Below are 19,708 nucleotides of genomic sequence, written 5' to 3'. Positions count from 1 at the left end.
CGTGGAGGTCAACCTGGCGAAACCTTGAGTGTATTCCGCTCAAGTCTGTCGAGCTATCTCCGATTCGTCCCGCGCCGTCAGCACACTCGGTGACGAATCGGCGCCAGTTCGCCGCCTCTCGGCACGCTCTGTCATGATGCTCCGGACCCGGGCGAGGGACGGGACCTGGCCGGGGGCACGGAAGGAGTCGGCATGTCGGCGGAACCGGCCGAGCCGATCGGCCCGAGCGGCGCGCGGCCCGGGCGCCTGCTCCGGCTGGTGCCCACCACGAACCGACCCACGGCGCCCGCCAGAGACTCCACGGCCACCACCGTGATCCCCGCCGCCCCGACGGCACCGCCCACCACCGTCTTGGCCGCCCCGGTCACGGTGCCGCCCCCCACGACGCCCCTGTCGGCCGTGCCGGCGGCCGACCTCGTCGTCGTGCGGGCCGCCGAGGCCGTGCGCGCCGTGTGGTCGCGGCTCGCGGCGTCCGAGGCCGAGGTCGCGCACTGGTTCGGCGCCCTGCTGTTCAGCCTCGCGCCGGGCCTGCGCACCCACTTCCCGGCGCAGGCCGACCCGGCCGCCCGACGCCTGCTGCGCAGCACGGTCGCCGCCATGGCGGCCGTCGACCGGCCCGGTGAGCTCGACGCCGCGGTCGCCGCCCTGGCCCGCGAACTGCGGGCCCTCGAGCTCGACGACACCGCCGACGAGCCGCTCGGCGTCGCGCTCGTGGGCGCGGTGCGCGAGTTCGCCGGCGACCTGTGGGCACCCGGCGCGGACGACGCGTGGGTGCGGGCGTTCTCCCTCGCCGCCGGCCCGGCCCGCGCCGCGGCCGCGGAGCTGCCCGGCGTCGTCGGCGCCACGGTCGTGTCGCACCGGCGCCTGAGCTGGGACCTCGCGGTCGTCGAGGTGGAACCGGACTCCCCGGTCGCCCACCGGGCCGGGCAGTCCGTGTCGGTGGAGGTCCCGCAGCGGCCGTGCCTGTGGCGACGCCTCACGCCGGCGGGTGCGCCGCGCGCGGACGGCCGCCTCGAGTTCCACGTGCGGGCGGTCGAGGGCGGCTGGGTCAGCCGGTCGGTCGTGGCGCACAGCCGCAGCGGCGAGCGCTGGCGCATCGGACCGGCCGAGGGCGGACCGGTGGTCGACCCCGGTGCCGAGCGCGAACTGCTCGTCGTGGTCGGCGGCACCGGCGCCTCCGTCGCCCTGGCGATCTGCGAGGACCTCGTCGGGCACGCCGCAGCGGGCGTCGACGTCCGGCCCACCACCGTGATGGTGGGGGGACGGACCCCGGAGGACCTGCACACGCTGGACCGGTTCGCGGACCTCGCCGGCGGCGAGCCGTGGCTCGCGATCGTGGGCGCCTGCGAGTCCGACCCGTTCGACACCGCGCTGGCGCCGGGCTCGGTCGTCGACGCGATGAGCCGCTCGGGCCCCTGGCTCGAGCACGACGTCGTCGTGGCCGGGTCGCCCGCGATGATCCGGGCGAGCGTCGCCGCGCTGCTCGCCGACGGCACACCGCTGGACCGCATCCACTACGACCCCTTCACCGACGACGACGGCTCATGACTCCCGGTCGGGGTCGTCGGGCGCCGCGCGCCGACGGCGCGCCGGCTGCCACACCACCACCGACTGCGTCCGCCGGGCCGGGAGCAGGTCCCCGGGGCGCCCGGCCTGCTCGGTGAGTGCCTGGAGGCGGGCCTGGCTGCGTGCGAGCTCGTCGGTCAGCTCCGCGAGCCGGTCCGTGAGCTGGTCGACCTCGCGCTCCAGCTCGATGATCCGCTTGATCCCGGCGAGGTTGACGCCCTCCTCCTGGGAGAGCCGCTGGACCTCGCGGAGCAGCGCGATGTCGCGGACCGAGTAGCGTCGCCCGCCGCCGCTGGCCCGACCGGGGCTGACGAGCCCGATGCGGTCGTAGGAGCGCAGCGTCTGCGCGTGCATGCCGGAGAACTCGGCCGCGATGGAGATGACGAAGACGGGGGTGTCCTCGTCGGCCCACGGCGGCAGGCCGGGGATCGCCGAGTCGGCGCGCGGGGCACGACGGGCGTGCTCCGAGCCCGCGTCCCCCGCGGTCATGACGCCGCTTCCTTGTCCGTGGGCGACCGGTCGGCCCGCTCGGTGAGGTGGGCGCGCGGGTCGTGGTCGGCAGTGGCGCGGGCGTAGGCGTCGAGCGCGTCGCTCGCCTCCGACGACAACCGTGCGGGGACGGCGAGTTCCAGGGTGACCAGCAGGTCGCCGGCGCCGCGGTCCTTGCGCTTCACCCCGCGCCCGCGGACGCGCAGGGTGCGGCCCGCGGAGCTGCCGGGCGGGACCTTCAGCGAGATCCGGCCCTCGAGGGTCGGCACCGTGACGGTCGCGCCCCGCACCAGTTCCGGGAACGTCACCGGCAGCGCGAGCGTGACGTCGTCCGGGTTCTTCGCCGACCGCCCGAAGACGGCGTCGGCGCCCACGTGGACGATCACGAACAGGTCGCCGGCCGGTCCGCCGGCGGGCCCGGGCTGGCCCTTGCCGGTCAGCCGGATGCGCTGGCCGTCCTCGACCCCCGCGGGGATGCGGATGGTCAGCGTGCGGGGCCGGGAGCTCACGCCGTCGCCGCCGCACTCCGGGCACGGGTCGTCGACGAGGTGCCCGGTGCCGCGGCAGTCCGGGCAGGGCTCACTGAACGCGAACGCCCCCTGGCTGCGGGAGACCAGGCCGGCCCCGCCGCAGCGCACGCAGGTGCGCGGCGTCGTGCCGGGCTTGGCGCCGGACCCGTCGCAGGTGCCGCAGGTCATCGGCGAGGTCAGCCGCAGCGGCAGGGTGGCGCCGTTGACGGCCTCGGAGAAGTCGATCCGGACCTCGGTCTCGACGTCGGCCCCGCGTCGCTGCCGCGGGACGCCGCCGAAGCCGCCCAGCGGACCGCTCGCCCCGGTGGGGTCGGTGGCGGTGCCACCCGCCCCGCCCATGCCCCCGAAGATCCCGCCGAGGAGGTCGCCGAGCCCGCCGGCGCCGCCCCCGCCGCCGCGGCCCCCGGCGAACAGGTCCTCGAAGCCGGTCTGGCCGCCGGCGGAGCGGCCTCCGCCGCCGCCGAACCCGCCGAACCGGCCGCCGCCGGAGAACAGGGTGCGAGCCTCGTCGTACTCCGAGCGCTTGGCGGGGTCGGAGAGCACCCCGTAGGCCTCGCCGGCCGCCTTGAAGCGGGCTTCGGCCTTGGCGTCACCCGGCTTCGCGTCGGGGTGGTTCTCCCGCGCGATCTTCCGGTAGGCCTTCTTGATCTCGTCGGCGGAGGCGTCCTTCGCGACGCCGAGCTCACGGTAGAAGTCCTTCTCGAGCCAGTCGCGATTGCTCATCGGCACATCCCTCCTCCCGTGAACCCGGCGTCGGCCGGGACGTCCCTACTCTCCTGCATCGTCAGGCGGTCTCGGAACCGCCGGTTCCGCCCGCCCCGGCGGCCACCGCGTCCGGGTCGTGGTCGGTCACCTCGACCATCGCCGGCCGCAGGACCTTCTCACCGAAGCGGTAGCCGCGACGCATGACGGTGGTGACGGTCGGTCCGTCGACCTCGGCGGACGTGCCGTGGGCGACGGCCTCGTGCACCGCGGGGTCGAACGCGTCCCCGACCTCGCCGAAGCCGCCCAGCCCGGCGCGGTTCAGGGTCTCGGTCAGCCGGTCGGCCACCACCTTGAACGCACCGGTGAGGTCGCCGTGCTGGCGCGCGCGCTCGACGTCGTCGAGCACGGTGAGCAGCTCGCCGGCGATCTGCGCCTTGGCGCCGCTGACCGTGGCCTCGCGGTCGCGGTCGACGCGCCGGCGGTAGTTCGCGTACTCCGCGGAGAGCCGCTTGAGGTCCTCGGTGCGCTCGTCGAGATCGGTGCGCAGCCGCGTCAGCTCGGGGTCGGCGGCGCCCGGGGACTCGTCGGTGCCGGGCTCGGCCGAGGTGGGCGTGCCGCCCACCGCCGCGTCCGGCACGTCGACGCGGTCGTCCTCGCCCGTGCCCTCGACGGTGCCCTCGACGGTCACGACGGGGTCGCCGCCGGGGCCGTCGGAGCCCACCCCGAACTCCTCCTTGTGGTCCTCCACCGACACGTCCTCGCGGACGTCCGTCGGGTCCTGCACGATGATCTCCTCCCGGAGCGTCGTCACGTGGCCGTGGCCCGGCCGTGCTGCGGCCGGGCCACGGCACCCGTCGGTCTGGGACCTACTTCTTGTCGTCGTCGACGATCTCGGCGTCGACGACGTCGTCGTCGGCCGAGCCGTCGGCGGCACCGGCACCCGCCGCGCCACCGGCGGCACCCGCGGCGCCGCCCTCGCCCTGCTGGGCGTAGATGGCCTGGCCGAGCTCCTGCGAGTCGGTCGCGAGCTTCTCCACCGCGGACTTGATCGCCTCGGTGTCGTCGCCCTGGAGAGCCTTCTTCAGGTCGTCGAGCGAGCCCTGGACCTTGTCCTTGGTCTCGGCCGGGACCTTGTCGCCGTTCTCCTCCAGGACCTTCTCGGTCTGGTGGACCAGCGACTCCGCCTGGTTGCGGGTCTCGGCGGCCTCGCGGCGCTGCCGGTCCTCGTCGGCGTGGGCCTCCGCGTCGGAGACCATGCGGTCGATCTCCTCCTTGGACAGGGCCGACCCGCCGGTGATGGTCATCGCCTGCGACTTGCCGGTGCCCTTGTCGACCGCGGAGACGTTGACGATGCCGTTGGCGTCGATGTCGAAGGTGACCTCGATCTGCGGCACGCCCTGCGGGGCCGGGGGCAGCCCGGTCAGCTCGAACATGCCGAGCTTCTTGTTGTACGCCGCGATCTCGCGCTCGCCCTGGAAGACCTGGATCTGGACGGACGGCTGGTTGTTCTCCGCCGTCGTGAAGACCTCGGACTTCTTGGTGGGGATCGTGGTGTTCTTCTCGATCAGCTTGGTCATGACGCCGCCCTTGGTCTCGATGCCGAGGGACAGCGGCGTGACGTCGAGCAGCAAGACGTCCTTGACGTCACCGCGCAGCACGCCGGCCTGCAGCGTGGCGCCGACGGCGACGACCTCGTCCGGGTTGACGCCCTTGTTGGGGTCCTTGCCGCCGGTGAGCTCCTTGACCAGCTCGGTGACGGCGGGCATGCGGGTCGACCCGCCGACCATGACCACGTGGCTGATCTGCCCGACCGAGATGCCGGCGTCCTTCACGACCTGGTTGAACGGCTTGCGGCAGCGCTCGAGCAGGTCGGAGGTGATCCGCTGGAACTCCGAGCGCGACAGCGTCTCGTCGAGGAACAGCGGGTTCTTCTCGGCGTCGACGGTGATGTAGGGCAGGTTGATGCTGGTCGAGGACGAGCTGGACAGCTCGATCTTCGCCTTCTCGGCGGCCTCGCGGAGCCGCTGCATGGCCATCTTGTCCTTGGACAGGTCGATGCCCTGCGAGCTCTTGAACCGGTCGACGAGCCAGCTGATGATCTTCTCGTCCCAGTCGTCGCCACCGAGGTTGTTGTCACCGTTGGTGGCGCGCACCTCGACGACGCCGTCGCCGATGTCGAGCAGCGACACGTCGAACGTGCCGCCACCGAGGTCGAAGACGAGGATCGTCTGCTCGTCCGAGCCCTTCTCCAGCCCGTAGGCGAGGGCGGCCGCGGTCGGCTCGTTCACGATCCGCAGCACGTTCAGACCCGCGATCTGGCCGGCCTCCTTGGTGGCCTGGCGCTGCGCGTCCTCGAAGTAGGCGGGGACGGTGATCACCGCGTCGGTGACCTCCTCGCCGAGGTAGGACTCGGCGTCGCGCTTGAGCTTCATCAGCGTGCGGGCGCTGATCTCCTGCGCGGTGTACTTCTTGCCGTCGATCTCGGTGGTCCAGTCGGTGCCCATGTGCCGCTTGACCGACCGGATCGTGCGGTCGACGTTCGTGACGGCCTGGTTCTTGGCCGACTGTCCGACGAGGACGTCGCCGTTGCGGGCGAAGGCGACCACCGACGGGGTGGTCCGGCTGCCCTCGGAGTTGGCGATGACCGTGGGCTCGCCGCCCTCGAGGACCGCGACCACGGAGTTGGTGGTGCCGAGGTCGATGCCGACCGCTCGCGCCATGGGTGATGACTCCTTCCGGGAGTACGTGGAGTGTCCGTGAGCCCGTCGCGCTCAACTCTACCGACACTGCCCGTCGGGGGCGAGCAGGAGGGTGAGTGTGAGTCGCTCAACTTGCTCTCGACCGTCCCAACGAGTGGGTCCACGGACTTGTTCCCGGTCGGCTCAACTCACGAACGTGGGGCGGTGCCCGGGCGGGTCGCCAGGCGCACCAGGCCCTTCTCCGACCACGACACCGACCGCACGCCGAGCGGGACCCCGGTCTGCTGGGCCTCCATCATCTTCCCGTCGCCGAGGTAGAGGGCCACGTGGTGGATCGAGTCCGGGTCGGAGGTGTCGTAGGCCCAGAACAGCAGGTCACCGGGCTGCGCCTGGTCCACCGGGAGGTGCGCGCCCGCGCCGTACTGGTCGCGGGACACCCGCGGCAGCACGATCCCGGCGGACTGGAAGGCGCGCAGCATCAGCCCCGAGCAGTCGTAGCTGTTCGGCCCCGTCGCCCCCCACACGTAGGGCTTGCCGGTCTCGCGGGTGGCGAACTCGATCGCGGTCCGGGCCACCCCGGGCGGCAGGGCGGTGGCGACGCCCGCGACCGGGCCCTCCGCGCACGGCCGGATCGCGCCCTGGACGCCGGACAGGTCGCCCACGAGCGACGCGGCGAGCGGCTCCCACTTCGCGTAGGCGTTCGGGAACGCCGAGCGCTGCACGATCTGCGCGGCCCGGGTGACGGGCAGGTCGGCCCAGCCGGGGACGGCGAGCAGCCGGGTGAGGAAGGTGCGGGTCGCGTAGACCGGGTCGCGGACCTCGTCCGGGCTGCCCCAGCCCTGGCTCGGGCGCTGCTGGAAGACCCCCAGGGAGTCGTGGTCGACGGCGACGTCGATACCGGCGAGGCCCATCCGCGACTCCTGCATCGCGGTGGCGAGCGCGACCACCCACGCCCGCGGCGGGGCGTCCATCCCCTTGGCGACCCCGATGATCGTGCCCGCCGTGTCGCGCTGGGTCTGGTTCAGGTCCGCCCCGGTGCGGGGCACGCCGACCGCCGCGCGGCCCGCGCCGGCGTCGCACGTCCCGGCCGCCTCGGGGTCGCCGCCGCCGGTGAACTGCCCGACGACCAGCAGGCCCATCATCAGCACGACGACGAGGCCGAGCGCGAGCACGCCGACCGGGATCAGCAGGCGCAGGAAGCGCAGGCGGACCGGGAGCCTCGGGAGCCTCGGTGGGCGCGGTGGACCACCCTGGTCGGGTGGGCGCAGGAGCGTCGTCATCTCACCCCGCCCGGTCGTAGCCGGACACCCGCCAGTCCCCCGGGCCGACCTGCACCAGGAGCAGCTGGAGGGTGAGCGTGTCCGTCGGGACCTCCACGCGCACCGAGTCCGGGCGCACCTCCACGGCCCGCGGCGGTCCCGTCACCCGGGTCGCCGGGACGTTGGCGGGGTCGACGTCGGCGAGGGTCGGGAGGTACTCGTCGGTGGTGTAGGGCCGCAGGCGCTCGCTCCAGTCCCGGCCGCTGGTGCCCGCCGGGTGGTCCACCCACGCGGCGGTCCAGCGCTGCGCGACGCCGAGGGCGGCCTGCGGGGCCGCGGCGAGCGGCAACGTCGTCGGGGTGAGCTCCGGCGGGGCCTGCGGCGCCGAGGGCCCGACCGTCACCGTCGGGGCCTCCGGGACCGGGCCGAGCGCGCCCCCCGTCGTCGACGACCGCGGCGCGAGCCAGCCGGACACCGCGGTGATGCCGACGACGACGAGCGCGAGGACGGCGGCGACGAGCGCCAGGCGCACCGGGCTGTGCAGCGGCCACTCCCACAGCGCGCGGTAGGCGCCCGAGCGGCCGCGTCGGGTACGGATGGGCACGGCGCGCTACCCCCGGTCGCCGCGGGGGTCGGGCGAGCGCAGCGGCGGGGTGGGGTCGGGCGTGGTGCGGCTCTCGAGCACCCGGCCCTCGACGACGGGTCCGCGGGCCGCCTCGGTCCCGCGCCGCGCGGACGGCCGGTAGATGCGCTGCGCGGGCGCCCCGTCGACCTCCACCACCCGGGGGGCGCCGGAGGGCAGGGCGGGTCGCGGCGCGTCGATCTCGCGGCGCGGCGCCGCCGTCGTCGAGGGGTCCGGGCGCACCACCTCGGAGTCGACGTGCACCGTCCGCGACCGGGTGGCCCGGTCGGTGACGGGGTCGGTCTCCTCGGGGCGTATCCGAGCGCCCCCGGTGACCCGCTCGGCTCGTTCTCCCCACCACGAGTCCTCGCGGCCGCCCGACCCGCCGCGCCCCAGGAAGCGGCCCAGCGCGCCGGAGCCGCTCGCGGGCAGCATCCCGCCGACCTGTTCGCGGGTCAGCGACACCATCGAGGTCAGGCGGCGGAACGGGCGTGACACCGCCCAGAGGATCACGGTGACGACCCCGGTGACCAGCAGGGCCAGCCACGTGTCCACCCCGGAGCCGGGCCGGAAGAGCGAGATCACCAGCAGCGAGTGCAGTCCCGCGAGCGCGCCCACGAGCAGCGTGTTGACCAGGGCCGCCCCGCCGACCCGCAGCATCGCGGGCAGCACCTCCGGGCGCAGCAGCGCGACCACCGCGAGGGCGGGCGCCACCATCACCAGCAGCCGGATCATCAGCATCGAGACGAGGATCAGGACCTTGCTCATCAGCTGGAACAGCCCGATGCAGGCCGCCTGGACCAGCGCCAGCACCCCGGCGCCGACGCGGGACCCGGAGCGGCCCTGGAAGTAGGAGTAGCGGTCGCCGACGCGGTTGGCGACGTCGGTGAACTGCTGCTTCTTGGCGTCCGCCTGCGCCTGGCCGTCCTGCCCGGTGGCGACCTCCACCTTGGAGAACGTCTGCGCGTCCAGCAGCGGCCGCCCGAGGTCGCGGGCCTGCGGCACGTCGGCCGACCCGAACTCGCCCCGCAACCAGGTCGAGTAGACGATCTGGTCGGAGAGCACCGTCGGCAGCGTGTTCTGGTCGCCGACCCCGACCTGGCTCAGGAACCCCTGCTGCATCGCGGTCACGCCGTCGAGCAGCACCCCGTCCAGCGCCCGCGACCACTGGATCGGCGCCGCGTAGGCCGCGGCGGCGAGCCCGAGGGCGAGCACCGCGACGAAGCCGCGACGTGCCTGCTGGGAGAGCTCCCCGCGCATCGCGAGCAGCAGCAGGATCGCCGCCAGGGCCGCCAGCGCGATCCCCACCCACGTCGTGAAGACGGCCTCGTACATCGCCCGCGTCCCGGTCTGGATGACCTGGTCGAGCGGGGTGAGCAGGCTGGAGCCGCGGGCGATCAGGTAGTGCGCCCAGTTCACGCCGCCGACGACGAGCTTCGCGACGTTGAACACCTGGTTGCCCAGCCACGTGTCCGTGGCCGCCGCCGGGTCGCGCGCCCCGCCAGGTCCGCAGCCCAGGTCGTAGGTCCACCACACCTGGCCCGCGTAGCCGACCTCGTCGTAGACGCTGCCGGGCACGCCGACCCCGATCGGCGCCGGGTCCAGGGAGCCGACGAGCCCGGTCCCGGGGCGGTCCGGGTCCGGCGGGGCCTTGCAGTCGAACGCCTGGGCCGTGGCGGTCCCGCCGATCGCGACGAGCCCGGCGACCAGCGAGCCGACGACGAGCAGGGCGCGCAGCCGGGGCCGGCGCGCGAGCGGCGTCGCAAGCACACCCGACGTCAGGAAGGGGCCGTCGTCGCCGCGGGAGCGGCCCCGCCGCCACCCGATCACCAGCGCCGCCGCCACGATGCCGATGACCAGGATCACCCGTCGCCACCCCGTTCCGGGGTGTGGACGGGCACGCCGTCCTCCGCCGGGGCCGGGGACCGGTCGTCCGCCGGTGCCCGGGCCGCGGGGGTGCGCGGCGGCGGCCCGGCCGGGGCCGGTGGCAGGTGGGCGCGCTGCGCGTTCGGGTTGGTGTCCAGGGCCGTCCGCAGGTGGCCGAGGTGCCCGCCCTCGAGGTCGACCCGGATCTTCTCGACGCCGCCGTGGCCGTCGGAGAAGACGAACTGGCGCGGGGTGTCGTCCGGGCGGTCGTCGCCGTCGCCGCGTCCGGAGGCGCCGCCGGTGGGGCGCGGCGACAGGGTGCCGAGCATCTCCTCGTAGCCGACCTCGGTGGGCACCCGCAGCAGCCGCAGCGCCTCGGCCTGGGCCTCGGCGTCGTCGGTGCGCCCGACGAACACCGCGTCGACCAGGGACGCGAAGCCGGGCACCCGCAGCAGGTCGCCGGCGAGCTGCGAGGCGAACAGCGCGCGGACGTTGAACTTGCGGGAGTCGCGCGCGAGCCGGTCGATCAGCACCTTGCCGGTGGGGATCTGGGACAGGAAGTGCGTCTCGTCGAGCGCGACGCCCTTCCGCAGGTCGCGGTCGGCGGTGTAGACGGTGCGCTGGGTGAGCCAGGACGCGAGGTTGAGCAGCTCCACGGCGAGCGACTCGCCGTCGGTCCACTCCTCGCGCGGGCTGCCGGGGCGCGGCAGCGACATCCCCTGCATCGTCAGGACCGTGAGCCGGTAGTCCTCGTCGAGCACGCCCGGGTCCCCGATCGGGCCCTCGTCCGGGCCCCGCGGGTCCTCCGGGTCGTGCGTGCGCTCGGGGAAGAGCAGCGCGGCCTGCGGGAGCTCGCGGCGCTCCTCGAGGAAGTCCGCGACGACGTCGGCGTGCTCCTCGCCCTCCCGGGCGTGGCGGCGCAGGGTGGCGATGACCTGGCCCGGGTCGCGGTGCTGCCCGCCGCCGACCTCGCGGACCGCGCGCAGCAGCACGATCCGGGTGTGCGGCAGGCGCGCGACGTCGTAGGGCAGCAGGCCGGTGAGCACGTCGAGCACGAGGCGGCGGCGGGTCGCGGCGGCCAGCGAGCGTTCCCGGCGCCACGCCTTCTCCGGGTCGTCCTCGTCGAGGAAGTGCTCGCGCCGCGGCTCGGCGACCACGCGGTACGGGTTGAGGATGCCCGGGTCGGCGCCGAGCAGGTGGATGTGCCGGGAGAACGGGGCGAGCTCGGGCAGCCGGGTCAGCGCGGCCAGCGGCCCGGACGGGTCGAGCACCGTCCACCGGGCCCCGGCGCGCAGGGTCTTGTAGACCATCAGCCCCGTCAGGAACGACTTCCCCGACCCCAGCCCGCCGACGACCGCCGTCAGGCCCGAGGCCCGACGGACCTCCTGCGCCATCCACGGGTCCCAGGCGACCGGACGGCGGGTGGCGGTGCAGGTCTCGCCCAGCAGTACCCCGCGCCGGTCACCGACGCTCGCCGAGGCCGCCGGCACGCCGGCCGCCACCCACGTCACCGACCCGCGGCGGCGGTAGGCGGTCGAGGCCAGCGGCTCGCCCGGGATGAACTCGCGGGCGTAGGCGTACTGCGCCTCCGGGTGCTCGAGGGCGACCCGCGGGCGGTAGAGGTCGAGCAGCTGCTGGGCGCGCGTCAGGGCCTCGGACTCGTCGCGACCGGCCACGGCGACCCGCCACCAGCCGTAGACGCGGGTGTTCAGCTGCGTCAGCCCGCCGGAGAGCTCGTCCTCGATCTGCAGCACGCGGTCGGCCTGGCGCTCCAGGGACATCGGCGGGTCGAGGTCGTGGTCGTGCGTGTAGTGCCGGATCTGGCTGCGCACCTTGCCCATCTGGCGCTGCAGCTCACCCGAGACCTCCTCCGGGCGCCGGACGTAGATCCGGGCCGACCACTCCACCGGGAAGGGCAGCCGGTCCGAGCGCTGCATCCACGGGTCGTCGGCCTCGGGGATGCGCAGCGAGTCCATCAGCCCGACCGAGAGCACGGCGACGTGCCGGGACACCGGGTGCAGTCCCTGCCGCCCCTCGACCTGGACGGTCGGCGCGTAGGGCTCCTGGTGCATCGCGACGCCGTCGGTGAACGCGGCCAGGTCCTCGCTCTCCCACATGGCCCCGGTGGCGGCGTGGACGTGCTGCGGGGCGGGCAGCCCGAGCGCGCACGAGCGGTGCATCAACCACGCCATGTCCTCGGGCGAGCACGGCACGCCGTCCAGCCCGGGACCGCCGACCAGCGCGTCCACGTGCGCGATCTCGGTCTCGAGCGCGGTCAGCTCCGCGGACGCGGCACTCGGCAGGACCCGGTGCAGCACCGGCGCGGCCGACTCCAGCCACCGGTCGACCACGGAGCGGCCGGACACCTCGACCCCGAGGAACACCTCCTTGTCGGCCATCGACAGGCCCATGAGGTGTTCCTGCTCGCCGGTGACGAAGTCCTCCCACGACAGCCCGCCGGGCACGTCCGGCAGCCGCCCGGGCGAGTTGTGGTCGAACGCCTCCGCCCACCGCGCCACCGGGAAGGGGCGGCTCGTGACGCGCAGGTGCACCCAGCGGCCCTGGAGCTCGCCGAGCTGGTTCGCGATCCGGCGGATCAGGGCCTCGCGCTGCGGATCGGAGCGGAAGCTCCACGGCTGCGCCGCCAGCCGGTACCACGCGGTGACCGTCGACCCGGTCCGTGCGATGTTGCCGTCGATGGAGCGCAGCGCGATCGCGGAGCGGTACCCGGGAGTCGCCGCGGCCCCCGCGAGGGCCCGTCCGCGGCGCGTCCGGCGCGGGCGGCGCACCCCGGTCGTCCCCGACGACGGGTCGGCGGGCTCGGTGCGTCCGACCGGTTCCGTGGGCTCCGTGGCGGCGGACCCGGGCGTCGGAGGGTCGGGGTCGGCGGACGGGTCGTCCGACGCCGCCGGACGGTCGACCGGGACCACCTCGGCCGGGGCGGCCGCGAACCCGCCCGGGAACGTGCCCCACCCGTCGTCGGGAACGGTCGGGTCGGGGGAGTCGCGGGGCTCGGGCCAGGGCGAGCGACGCCCCCACCCGCCGTCAGGACCTCCCCGGCGCACCGTCGCCCTCCTCGCTCCGCCCCATCTCGCCGCCTGCGCCCGGACCGTAACGGCGGGCCGCCCCGGAGGACGCGGCGGTGCCGCGCGGCGGACGGTCGGCGCGGCGGGCACGGACGCGCAGGACGCCGTCGGGGTCGGTGTCGCTCGCCGGGGTGCGGGCCGCCCCCGCGGGCACGCCGCGCCGGGCGCCGGGGACGCCGGCCCGGGTGGTCCAGGAACGCCGCGGGCGGCGGCGCGGGCGCCGGGGCTGTCGGGCCGTCGGCTCGTCCGTCCGCACGGCCATCGCGGCGTGCGGGTCGCTGCGCCCGGGCGGCAGGGCCGCTCGCGGCCGCACGGGCTCGATCGCCACGTGGCCGGTGCCGACCGTGCTCCCCGCCCCGCGGGTCCGGCGGCGCGGCCCGCGCACCTCGTGCCAGAACAGCGTCAGCCACTCGAGCAGCGGACGGTCCTCGTTGATCCGCTTGCTGACGAACCGCACCACCACGACCGTGATCAGCAGCGCCCAGGCCACCGAGAAGAACCCGATCGGGATGCCGAGCCGCCGCTGCACGAACATCACGACGATCATGACGATCAGGCCGACGCCGTAGCTGGAGTAGCGCGCCCGCCACGGGAAGGTCGCCCGCGGCGGACCGAGCCAGACGGCGTCGACGCGGTACACGTCGTCGTCGGTGCGGATCTGCACCCGCGTCACCCCGTGATCAGCTGCGCCAGGAACTGCCCGACCGCCGGGCCGTTGCCGGAGACCGCGATCCCCAGGGCCACCAGGCCCACGAGCAGGCCGACCCCACGGCGCGCCACCCCGGCGTTGTCCCCGCGACCACCGATCCACAGCATGATCACGGCGATGCCGAGCAGCAGGAGCGGCACGATGTTGTCACGAATCCAGCCCTGCAGCCCGTTCGTCCCCAGACCCTGCGCCATGATCTGGGTGTCGAGGGCGTGCGCCAGGGTCGTGAGGCTCATGGCGGTGGTCCTCCCGGACAGGTCGCGATCGTCAGGCGCTCGGCCGGTCTCTCGACCGGTTGAGTAAACACGTCGAGCGAGCGGGTCGGTACCCCCGGTCAGGGCGCCGCCGCGCGCACACTGCGCCGTGGGGGTCGGTGCCTTCCCCGGACGGCCTAGCCCATCGTGGCGCGCCCGTACCGGCAACGGGGGGAGGCGCACGGGGAGGTCGGTCCTCCGTGTCGCCACCGGTCCTCCGGAGAGTGACGACTCCGCTGGCGGTTACCGATGAGTAGCACGTCACCCCTCTCACGCGGACGGGAGCCGGAACCAGCCGTTACAGTCGCCGTGATCCGGGTCCACGGCGCGTCCACCACACACCGCGCGACGGGCCCGCCTGACGGTTCACGACCGCTGCCCACCGCGCAGAGGTCCGCTGGGAGGTCGAACAGTGCTCGTCCGATTGATCCTGGGCCTCGCCCTGACGGTCGCCGTGGGGGTGATCGCCGCCCGCCGGGCGTACTGGCTGTTCACCCTCATCAAGTCCGGGCAGCCCGACGCGAAGCGCTCCGAGGGCCTCGGCGCCCGGCTGCGCACGCAGATCGTGGAGGTCGCCGGCCAGCGCAAGCTGCTCCGCTGGTCGATCCCCGGTCTGGCCCACCTGTTCACGATGTGGGGCTTCGTCATCCTGCTGACGGTCTACATCGAGGCCTACGGCGCGCTGTTCGTCGAGGACTTCCACATCCCGCTGATCGGGCGCTCGCCGATCCTGGGCTTCCTCCAGGACTTCATCGCCGTGATGGTGCTGCTCTCGATCATCACGTTCGGGATCATGCGCGTGCAGCAGGACCCGGAGCGCAAAGAGCGGTCCTCGCGCTTCTACGGCTCGCACACCTCCGGCGCCTGGATCGTGCTCTTCCTGATCTTCAACGTCGTCTGGACGCTGTTCGCCTTCCGCGGCGTGTCGTCCGCGGCGGGGAACCTGCCCTACGAGTCCGGGGCCTACGTCTCGATCGCCGTCGGTCAGCTGTTCACGAGCCTCTCCCCGACGACGCTGTTCGTCCTCGAGACGATCTTCCTGCTGCTGCACATCGGCGTCGCCCTGGTCTTCCTCGTGCAGGTGCTCTACTCCAAGCACCTCCACATCTTCATCGCGCCGATCAACGTCGCGGCGAAGCGCCTGCCCAAGGCCCTCGGCCCGCTGCAGCCGATCGAGTACGACGGCAAGCCGATCGACTTCGAGGACCCGCCCGAGGAGGCCTCGTTCGGTCGCGGCAAGATCGAGGACTTCACGTGGAAGGGCATGCTCGACTTCGAGACGTGCACCGAGTGCGGCCGCTGCCAGTCGCAGTGCCCCGCGTGGAACACCGGCAAGCCGCTGTCGCCGAAGCTGCTGATCATGGACCTCCGCGACCACATGCTCGCGAAGGCGCCGTACATGATCGGCGGCAAGGACATGCCCGACGAGGGCGGGATCGACTGGGACGCGGGGCTCGCGAAGAACGAGCACGGCGGGCACGGCGTCCCCGAGTCCGGCTACGAGCGCCACCGCGGGACCGACGACATCCAGGCCGCGCGCCCGCTGGTCGGCACGGCCCAGCAGCTCGGCGTCATCGACCCCGAGGTCCTCTGGTCCTGCACCACCTGCGGCGCCTGCGTCGAGCAGTGCCCGGTGGACATCGAGCACGTCGACCACATCGTCGACATGCGCCGCAACCAGGTGATGATCGAGTCCGAGTTCCCCGGCGAGCTCGGCGTGCTGTTCCGCAACCTGGAGAACAAGGGCAACCCCTGGGGCCAGAACAACTCCGCCCGCATGGACTGGGCGAAGGACCTGCCCTTCGAGGTCCCCGAGTTCGACGGCGAGCTGTCTCCCGAGACCGAGTACCTCTTCTTCATCGGCTGCGCCGGCGCGTTCGACGACAACGCCAAGAAGACGGTGCGCGCCACCGCGGAGCTGCTGCACATCGCGGGCGTCGACTACGTCGTGCTCGGCAAGGAGGAGAGCTGCACCGGTGACCCGGCGCGGCGCTCGGGCAACGAGTTCCTCTTCCAGATGATGGCGATGCAGACCAAGGAGATGCTGGACACGGTCTTCGAGGGCCGCGAGCCGGGCACGCGCAAGATCGTCACCACCTGCCCGCACTGCATGAACACCCTCGGGCGCGAGTACCCGCAGCTCGACGGCCACTACGAGGTCGTCCACCACACCCAGCTGCTCAACCAGCTGGTCCGGGAGAAGAAGCTCATCCCGGTCGCGCCGGAGTCCTCGCCGGTGCCGCAGGCCAAGCTGGACGTCAACCCGGCGACCAACCTGCAGTACCACGGGCCGCACGCGGACGGCACCGAGCGCGGGCTGATCTCGGCGAACGGGCACTCGACGGGCGGGCACCCCGAGGACCAGGCGGCGCCGGCCTCGGAGGTCGTCACGACCAACGGGCACGGGTCGTCGAACGGGCACGGCCCGAAGACGGTGACCTACCACGACCCCTGCTACCTGGGGCGGCACAACGAGGTCTACACCCCGCCGCGCGAGCTGGTGGAGGCCGCGGGCGCGGTGCTCAAGGAGATGCCGCGCCACGCCGACCGGGCGCTGTGCTGCGGCGCCGGTGGTGCGCGCATGTGGATGGAGGAGAACATCGGCAAGCGCATCAACATGGAGCGCGTCGACGAGGCCATCTCCACCGAGCCCGACACCATCGCCACCGGCTGCCCGTTCTGCCGCGTGATGCTCACCGACGGCCTCACCGAGCGCCAGAGCGAGGCGAAGGCGGTCGGCACCGAGGTCATGGACGTCTCCCAGATGCTCCTGGCGGCCGTGAAGCGCGGCGAGCCGGCGGACGGCGACCGGCCGGGCGAGTCCGACCCGGCGACCACCGCCACCTCGGCGAACGTGCAGAACCCGGCGGAGTAGCCGGTCCCGCACTGTTGAGCGAAGGGGCCCTCCGGTCGATCTACTCGACCGGAGGGCCCCTTCGCTCGTTCCGGGTCCTTCCCGACGACGGGCGACCCGGCTACGCCGATAGAGTGCGGCGGTGCTGCTCTCCGACCGCGACATCCGCGCCGAGATCGCCGCCGGACGCGTCGCGCTCGACCCGTTCGACGAGACGCTGCTGCAGCCCTCGAGCGTGGACCTGCGCCTGGACCGGCACTTCCGCACCTTCAACAACCACGCCTACACCCACATCGACCCGGCGCTACAGCAGGACGACCTGACGCGCATGGTCGAGCCGGCCGAGGACGAGGCGTTCGTCCTGCACCCGGGGGAGTTCGTCCTCGGGTCGACGTACGAAGTCATCTCGTTACCGGACGACATCGCGGGTCGGCTCGAGGGCAAGGCCCTGGCGATCGACACCCCGGTCCCGACGCCGCTCGGGTGGACGACGATGGGCGAGCTTCAGGTCGGCGACGAGGTCTACGGGCCGGACGGCAAGCCGCGCCCCGTGGTAGCCGTGTCCGAGGTGATGCTCGGTCGGACGTGCTATGACGTCGTCTTCTCCGACGGCGAGACGATCACCGCCGACGCGTCACACCAGTGGCGGACGACGACGAAGGCGGCGCGCAAGCGCTCCGGAACGTCGACAGTCGTCACGACCGAGCAGATGGCCACGAGCCTTCGCGTGCGCGATGAGGTCAACCATCACGTCGACCTCACCGCCGCGCTCCGTTGCCCCGAGGCCGACCTCCCGATCGACCCCTACGTCCTCGGCGTCTGGTTGGGCGATGGGACGAGCACAAAGGCCGAGATCACTTGCGGGAACGGGGACGAGCACGTCCTCGAGGAGATTCGGGCGATCGGCCATGACGTCTGGCCGGCATCAGGCCGGGTGGCATACCGGGTCGGCGGGCTGAGTCGCGGTCGCGAGGGCCGGCTCCGTGACGCGGGAGGCCGGTACAGCGCCGATGGATCCCTCTCGAGTTCACTGCGCCGCCTGGGGTTGCTCGGGCACAAGCACGTGCCTCCGAAGTACCTCCGGGCGAGCATCGGCCAGCGACTGGCTCTCCTGCAGGGTCTGATGGACTCCGACGGCTACATCGACGAGGTCGGACGCTGCGAGTTCGTCAACATGCGGGAGGAACTCGCCGACGCCGTCTTCGAGCTCGCCGCGGGCCTGGGACTTCGTCCCAAGAGACGGAAGAAGGTGGCGAGTCTCTACGGCGTCGAGACCGGTGTCGCGCACCAGGTCAAGTTCGTCCCGTGGTTCGAGGTCTTCCGCCTCCCCCGCAAGATCGCCCGGATCAAGACCGCGGGGCGGTACCACCTGCGTCGAGGAGTGATGGACGTCCGACCGGTCGAGAGCCGACCCGTGCGGTGCATCCAGGTCGGCGCGGCGGACGGCATGTTCCTGGCCGGCCGGAGCTTCATCCCGACCCACAACTCGAGCCTCGGGCGTCTGGGTCTGTTGACGCACTCGACGGCAGGTTTCATCGACCCCGGCTTCTCGGGGCACGTGACGCTGGAGCTGTCGAATGTTGCGAACCTGCCGATCCGACTCTGGCCCGGGATGAAGGTCGGGCAGCTCTGCCTGTTCCGGCTGTCGTCGCACTCGGAGCACCCCTACGGCTCGCCGGTCTACGGCTCGCGGTATCAGGACCAGCGCGGGCCCACACCATCCCGCTCCTATGTGAACTTCCGCCGTGGTCTGCCGCCCCGGTCGGACTGACCGGTGGTAGCAGCGCGCCGGTACGAGGAGCTGCAGGCTCGATGGCGCAGCGAGGTCCTCGGGCTCCCGGCCGGTCCACCCACACACCCGGGTAGTCGGCGCCCGACCGTCGGTTGGTGCCTGCCCAGGGCGATGGGCGGGGTGACGGCCGCCGAAGCAGGGTGGAACTTCCTCTCTGCTGCGGCGCGCGACTATGCGCGACGGCGCAAGGACGGTCCGGGCCTGGTGGCCGAGGACCGCCTCTGGCGGAACATGCTCTCCAGTCAGCCCCTGGCCTTCAACGTCGTCGGGGAACTCCGGACTCACCCTGTCGCCGCAGCCTCGGTGTTGGCCACCCTGACCGGTCTCGAAGTCGTGGCGCTGGTGAGCCTGGGCGACCCCGACCACGACCGGTTCGCGCTCGATGGCCTCGACGCGGAGTGGGCACCGCCGAAGGAGTTCCACACCGGCGATCAGTCGGGCTTCGACATCGCCGCGCTCCTCCGACTCGGCGACGGACGGCGACTCCTCCTCTCCGTCGAGGTCAAGTACACCGATTACTTCTCACCGGGCTTTCGGAACGACGAGCTGGCCCGCAAGGTCGTTCAACACCGCCCGCATCTCGCGGAGCTCGACATCGACACGCACCGTGGGCGCGAACTGCTCCACGCCAGGACGACGAGTCAGTTCCTGCGATCGGTGATGATCACCGACTCACTGGTGCGGCGAGGTATTCGCGGCGACGACCATCTGGATGGCGCGATCGCCGCCGTACTGGCCCTGGACCGCGACGCATCGGCCCGAGAGGGCGTCAGTCAGGTGCACGCTGCGCTGGGAACCTCACGCGTCCAGCCCGTCTTCTGGTCGCTCGAGAAGTTCCTGGATCACGCCGGTGCGGAGCCTGCGCTCGCGTACTGGGCCGACACCATGCGCCAGCGCTACCTCACGGGTCCGATCGCCGTGCTCTAGCGCAGGAACGTGTAGAGCCGGGCGATCACGCCGTCGCGGACCAGCGCGATGTCGGTCCCCCGCACGACCGGGTCGCCGCCCTCCGGACCGAGGGTCCAGCTCAGGTGGCCGAGGTCGTCGACGACGTGGACCGGGCCGTCCGCCGCGAAGACGAAGCCGGGCGCCTGGTCGAGCAGCGACTGCGCCTTCGCGCCGAGCGCGTCGTGGCCGGTCAGCGACTCCTCCGGGTCGGAGAACACGACGTCCGGCGCGTAGGTCCGGGCGATGGCCGCTGCCCGCCGGTCCGGGTCGCGCTCCCCGAAGACCTCGAGCAGGTTCGCGTGCATCAACGCCTCGATCGTCGCCACGAG

At 73.2% G+C, this 19,708-nt stretch carries 14 protein-coding genes and 3 pseudogenes; 6 read left to right on the top strand and 11 right to left on the bottom strand.

Translation table 11 applies throughout. The features are described from left to right. The first annotated feature begins 192 nt into the window (after positions 1–192). Positions 193–1,548 (top strand): FAD-binding oxidoreductase, encoded by a 1,356-nt coding sequence (locus WCD74_RS18360; protein WP_337696315.1) that lies wholly within the window; start codon positions 193–195, stop codon positions 1,546–1,548. Here WCD74_RS18360 and WCD74_RS18355 read toward each other — a convergent pair. The 10 genes from WCD74_RS18355 to WCD74_RS18310 all read right to left on the bottom strand — a co-directional run bounded on the left by WCD74_RS18355 (position 1,543) and on the right by WCD74_RS18310 (position 13,767). Continuing rightward, the gene (locus WCD74_RS18355; protein WP_337696314.1) at positions 1,543–2,055 is read right to left on the bottom strand and encodes a heat shock protein transcriptional repressor HspR; all 513 of its coding nucleotides are present in this window, start codon (positions 2,053–2,055) and stop codon (positions 1,543–1,545) included. The two genes, WCD74_RS18360 and WCD74_RS18355, sit on opposite strands and share 6 nt — an antisense overlap. Continuing rightward, positions 2,052–3,308, bottom strand: coding sequence for a DnaJ C-terminal domain-containing protein (locus WCD74_RS18350; RefSeq protein ID WP_337696313.1), 1,257 nt, complete (start codon positions 3,306–3,308; stop codon positions 2,052–2,054). Before WCD74_RS18350 ends, WCD74_RS18355 begins: the two co-directional genes overlap by 4 nt. Before the next feature lie 61 nt (positions 3,309–3,369). Then, complete coding sequence (grpE, locus tag WCD74_RS18345) at positions 3,370–4,074, bottom strand: nucleotide exchange factor GrpE (RefSeq protein ID WP_337696312.1); 705 nt, start codon at positions 4,072–4,074, stop codon at positions 3,370–3,372. Between the two features lie 82 nt (positions 4,075–4,156). Beyond that, positions 4,157–6,010, bottom strand: a complete 1,854-nt coding sequence (gene dnaK / locus WCD74_RS18340; protein ID WP_337696311.1) for a molecular chaperone DnaK — start codon at positions 6,008–6,010, stop codon at positions 4,157–4,159. A 167-nt stretch (positions 6,011–6,177) separates the two neighbouring features. Further along, positions 6,178–7,131 carry a C40 family peptidase gene (locus tag WCD74_RS18335; protein WP_444876345.1) on the bottom strand — a complete coding sequence of 318 codons (954 nt, stop codon included), beginning with the start codon at positions 7,129–7,131 and terminating at the stop codon, positions 6,178–6,180. Between the two features lie 139 nt (positions 7,132–7,270). Further along, entirely contained in the window at positions 7,271–7,852 is a 582-nt protein-coding gene (locus WCD74_RS18330; RefSeq protein ID WP_337696309.1) for a hypothetical protein, read from the bottom strand. Positions 7,853–7,858: 6 nt separating this feature from the next. After that, on the bottom strand, positions 7,859–9,736 hold the full coding sequence (locus WCD74_RS18325) for a hypothetical protein (protein ID WP_337696308.1): 1,878 nt from the start codon (positions 9,734–9,736) through the stop codon (positions 7,859–7,861). Next, positions 9,733–12,801 carry an ATP-binding protein gene (locus WCD74_RS18320; protein WP_337696307.1) on the bottom strand — a complete coding sequence of 1,023 codons (3,069 nt, stop codon included), beginning with the start codon at positions 12,799–12,801 and terminating at the stop codon, positions 9,733–9,735. The genes WCD74_RS18325 and WCD74_RS18320 overlap by 4 nt, the downstream gene beginning before the upstream one ends. Beyond that, positions 12,782–13,486, bottom strand: a complete 705-nt coding sequence (locus WCD74_RS18315; protein ID WP_337696306.1) for a hypothetical protein — start codon at positions 13,484–13,486, stop codon at positions 12,782–12,784. Before WCD74_RS18315 ends, WCD74_RS18320 begins: the two co-directional genes overlap by 20 nt. Positions 13,487–13,491: 5 nt before the next feature. Continuing rightward, entirely contained in the window at positions 13,492–13,767 is a 276-nt protein-coding gene (locus tag WCD74_RS18310) for a hypothetical protein (RefSeq protein WP_337696305.1), read from the bottom strand. Between the two features lie 430 nt (positions 13,768–14,197). Here WCD74_RS18310 and WCD74_RS18305 point away from each other — a divergent pair, with 430 nt between their 5' ends. The 5 genes and pseudogenes from WCD74_RS18305 to WCD74_RS18285 all read left to right on the top strand — a co-directional run bounded on the left by WCD74_RS18305 (position 14,198) and on the right by WCD74_RS18285 (position 19,358). Further along, positions 14,198–16,660 (top strand): heterodisulfide reductase-related iron-sulfur binding cluster, encoded by a 2,463-nt coding sequence (locus WCD74_RS18305; protein ID WP_337696304.1) that lies wholly within the window; start codon positions 14,198–14,200, stop codon positions 16,658–16,660. A gap of 121 nt (positions 16,661–16,781) precedes the next feature. Further along, positions 16,782–17,087, top strand: a pseudogene (gene dcd / locus WCD74_RS18300) (dCTP deaminase); the annotation flags it as partial. Between the two features lie 45 nt (positions 17,088–17,132). Continuing rightward, a pseudogene (locus tag WCD74_RS18295) lies at positions 17,133–17,876 on the top strand (replicative DNA helicase); the annotation flags it as partial. Between the two features lie 249 nt (positions 17,877–18,125). Further along, positions 18,126–18,410: pseudogene (dcd, locus tag WCD74_RS18290) on the top strand (dCTP deaminase); the annotation flags it as partial. A gap of 3 nt (positions 18,411–18,413) precedes the next feature. Next, on the top strand, positions 18,414–19,358 hold the full coding sequence (locus tag WCD74_RS18285) for a PGN_0703 family putative restriction endonuclease (RefSeq protein WP_337696303.1): 945 nt from the start codon (positions 18,414–18,416) through the stop codon (positions 19,356–19,358). Here the strand turns inward: WCD74_RS18285 and WCD74_RS18280 are convergent. Further along, positions 19,355–19,705 carry a nuclear transport factor 2 family protein gene (locus WCD74_RS18280; protein WP_337696302.1) on the bottom strand — a complete coding sequence of 117 codons (351 nt, stop codon included), beginning with the start codon at positions 19,703–19,705 and terminating at the stop codon, positions 19,355–19,357. The genes WCD74_RS18285 and WCD74_RS18280 overlap by 4 nt on opposite strands. Positions 19,706–19,708 lie beyond the last annotated feature (3 nt).

The sequence above is a fragment of the Actinomycetospora aurantiaca genome (genome assembly GCF_037401875.1).
Taxonomy (GTDB): Bacteria; Actinomycetota; Actinomycetes; order Mycobacteriales; family Pseudonocardiaceae; genus Actinomycetospora; species Actinomycetospora aurantiaca.
The sequence above is the reverse complement of the archived record's forward strand: the minus strand, read 5'-3'. Positions and strand labels throughout refer to the sequence as shown.

What these genes read in the sequence shown, in the direction of transcription:
- WCD74_RS18360 (WP_337696315.1), top strand. Translation starts at nt 193, where the DNA reads ATGTCGGCGGAACCGGCCGAGCCGATCGGCCCGAGCGGCGCGCGGCCC.
- WCD74_RS18355 (WP_337696314.1), bottom strand. Translation starts at nt 2,055, where the DNA reads ATGACCGCGGGGGACGCGGGCTCGGAGCACGCCCGTCGTGCCCCGCGC.
- WCD74_RS18350 (WP_337696313.1), bottom strand. Translation starts at nt 3,308, where the DNA reads ATGAGCAATCGCGACTGGCTCGAGAAGGACTTCTACCGTGAGCTCGGC.
- dnaK (WP_337696311.1), bottom strand. Translation starts at nt 6,010, where the DNA reads ATGGCGCGAGCGGTCGGCATCGACCTCGGCACCACCAACTCCGTGGTC.
- WCD74_RS18335 (WP_444876345.1), bottom strand. Translation starts at nt 7,131, where the DNA reads ATGATGGGCCTGCTGGTCGTCGGGCAGTTCACCGGCGGCGGCGACCCC.
- WCD74_RS18310 (WP_337696305.1), bottom strand. Translation starts at nt 13,767, where the DNA reads ATGAGCCTCACGACCCTGGCGCACGCCCTCGACACCCAGATCATGGCG.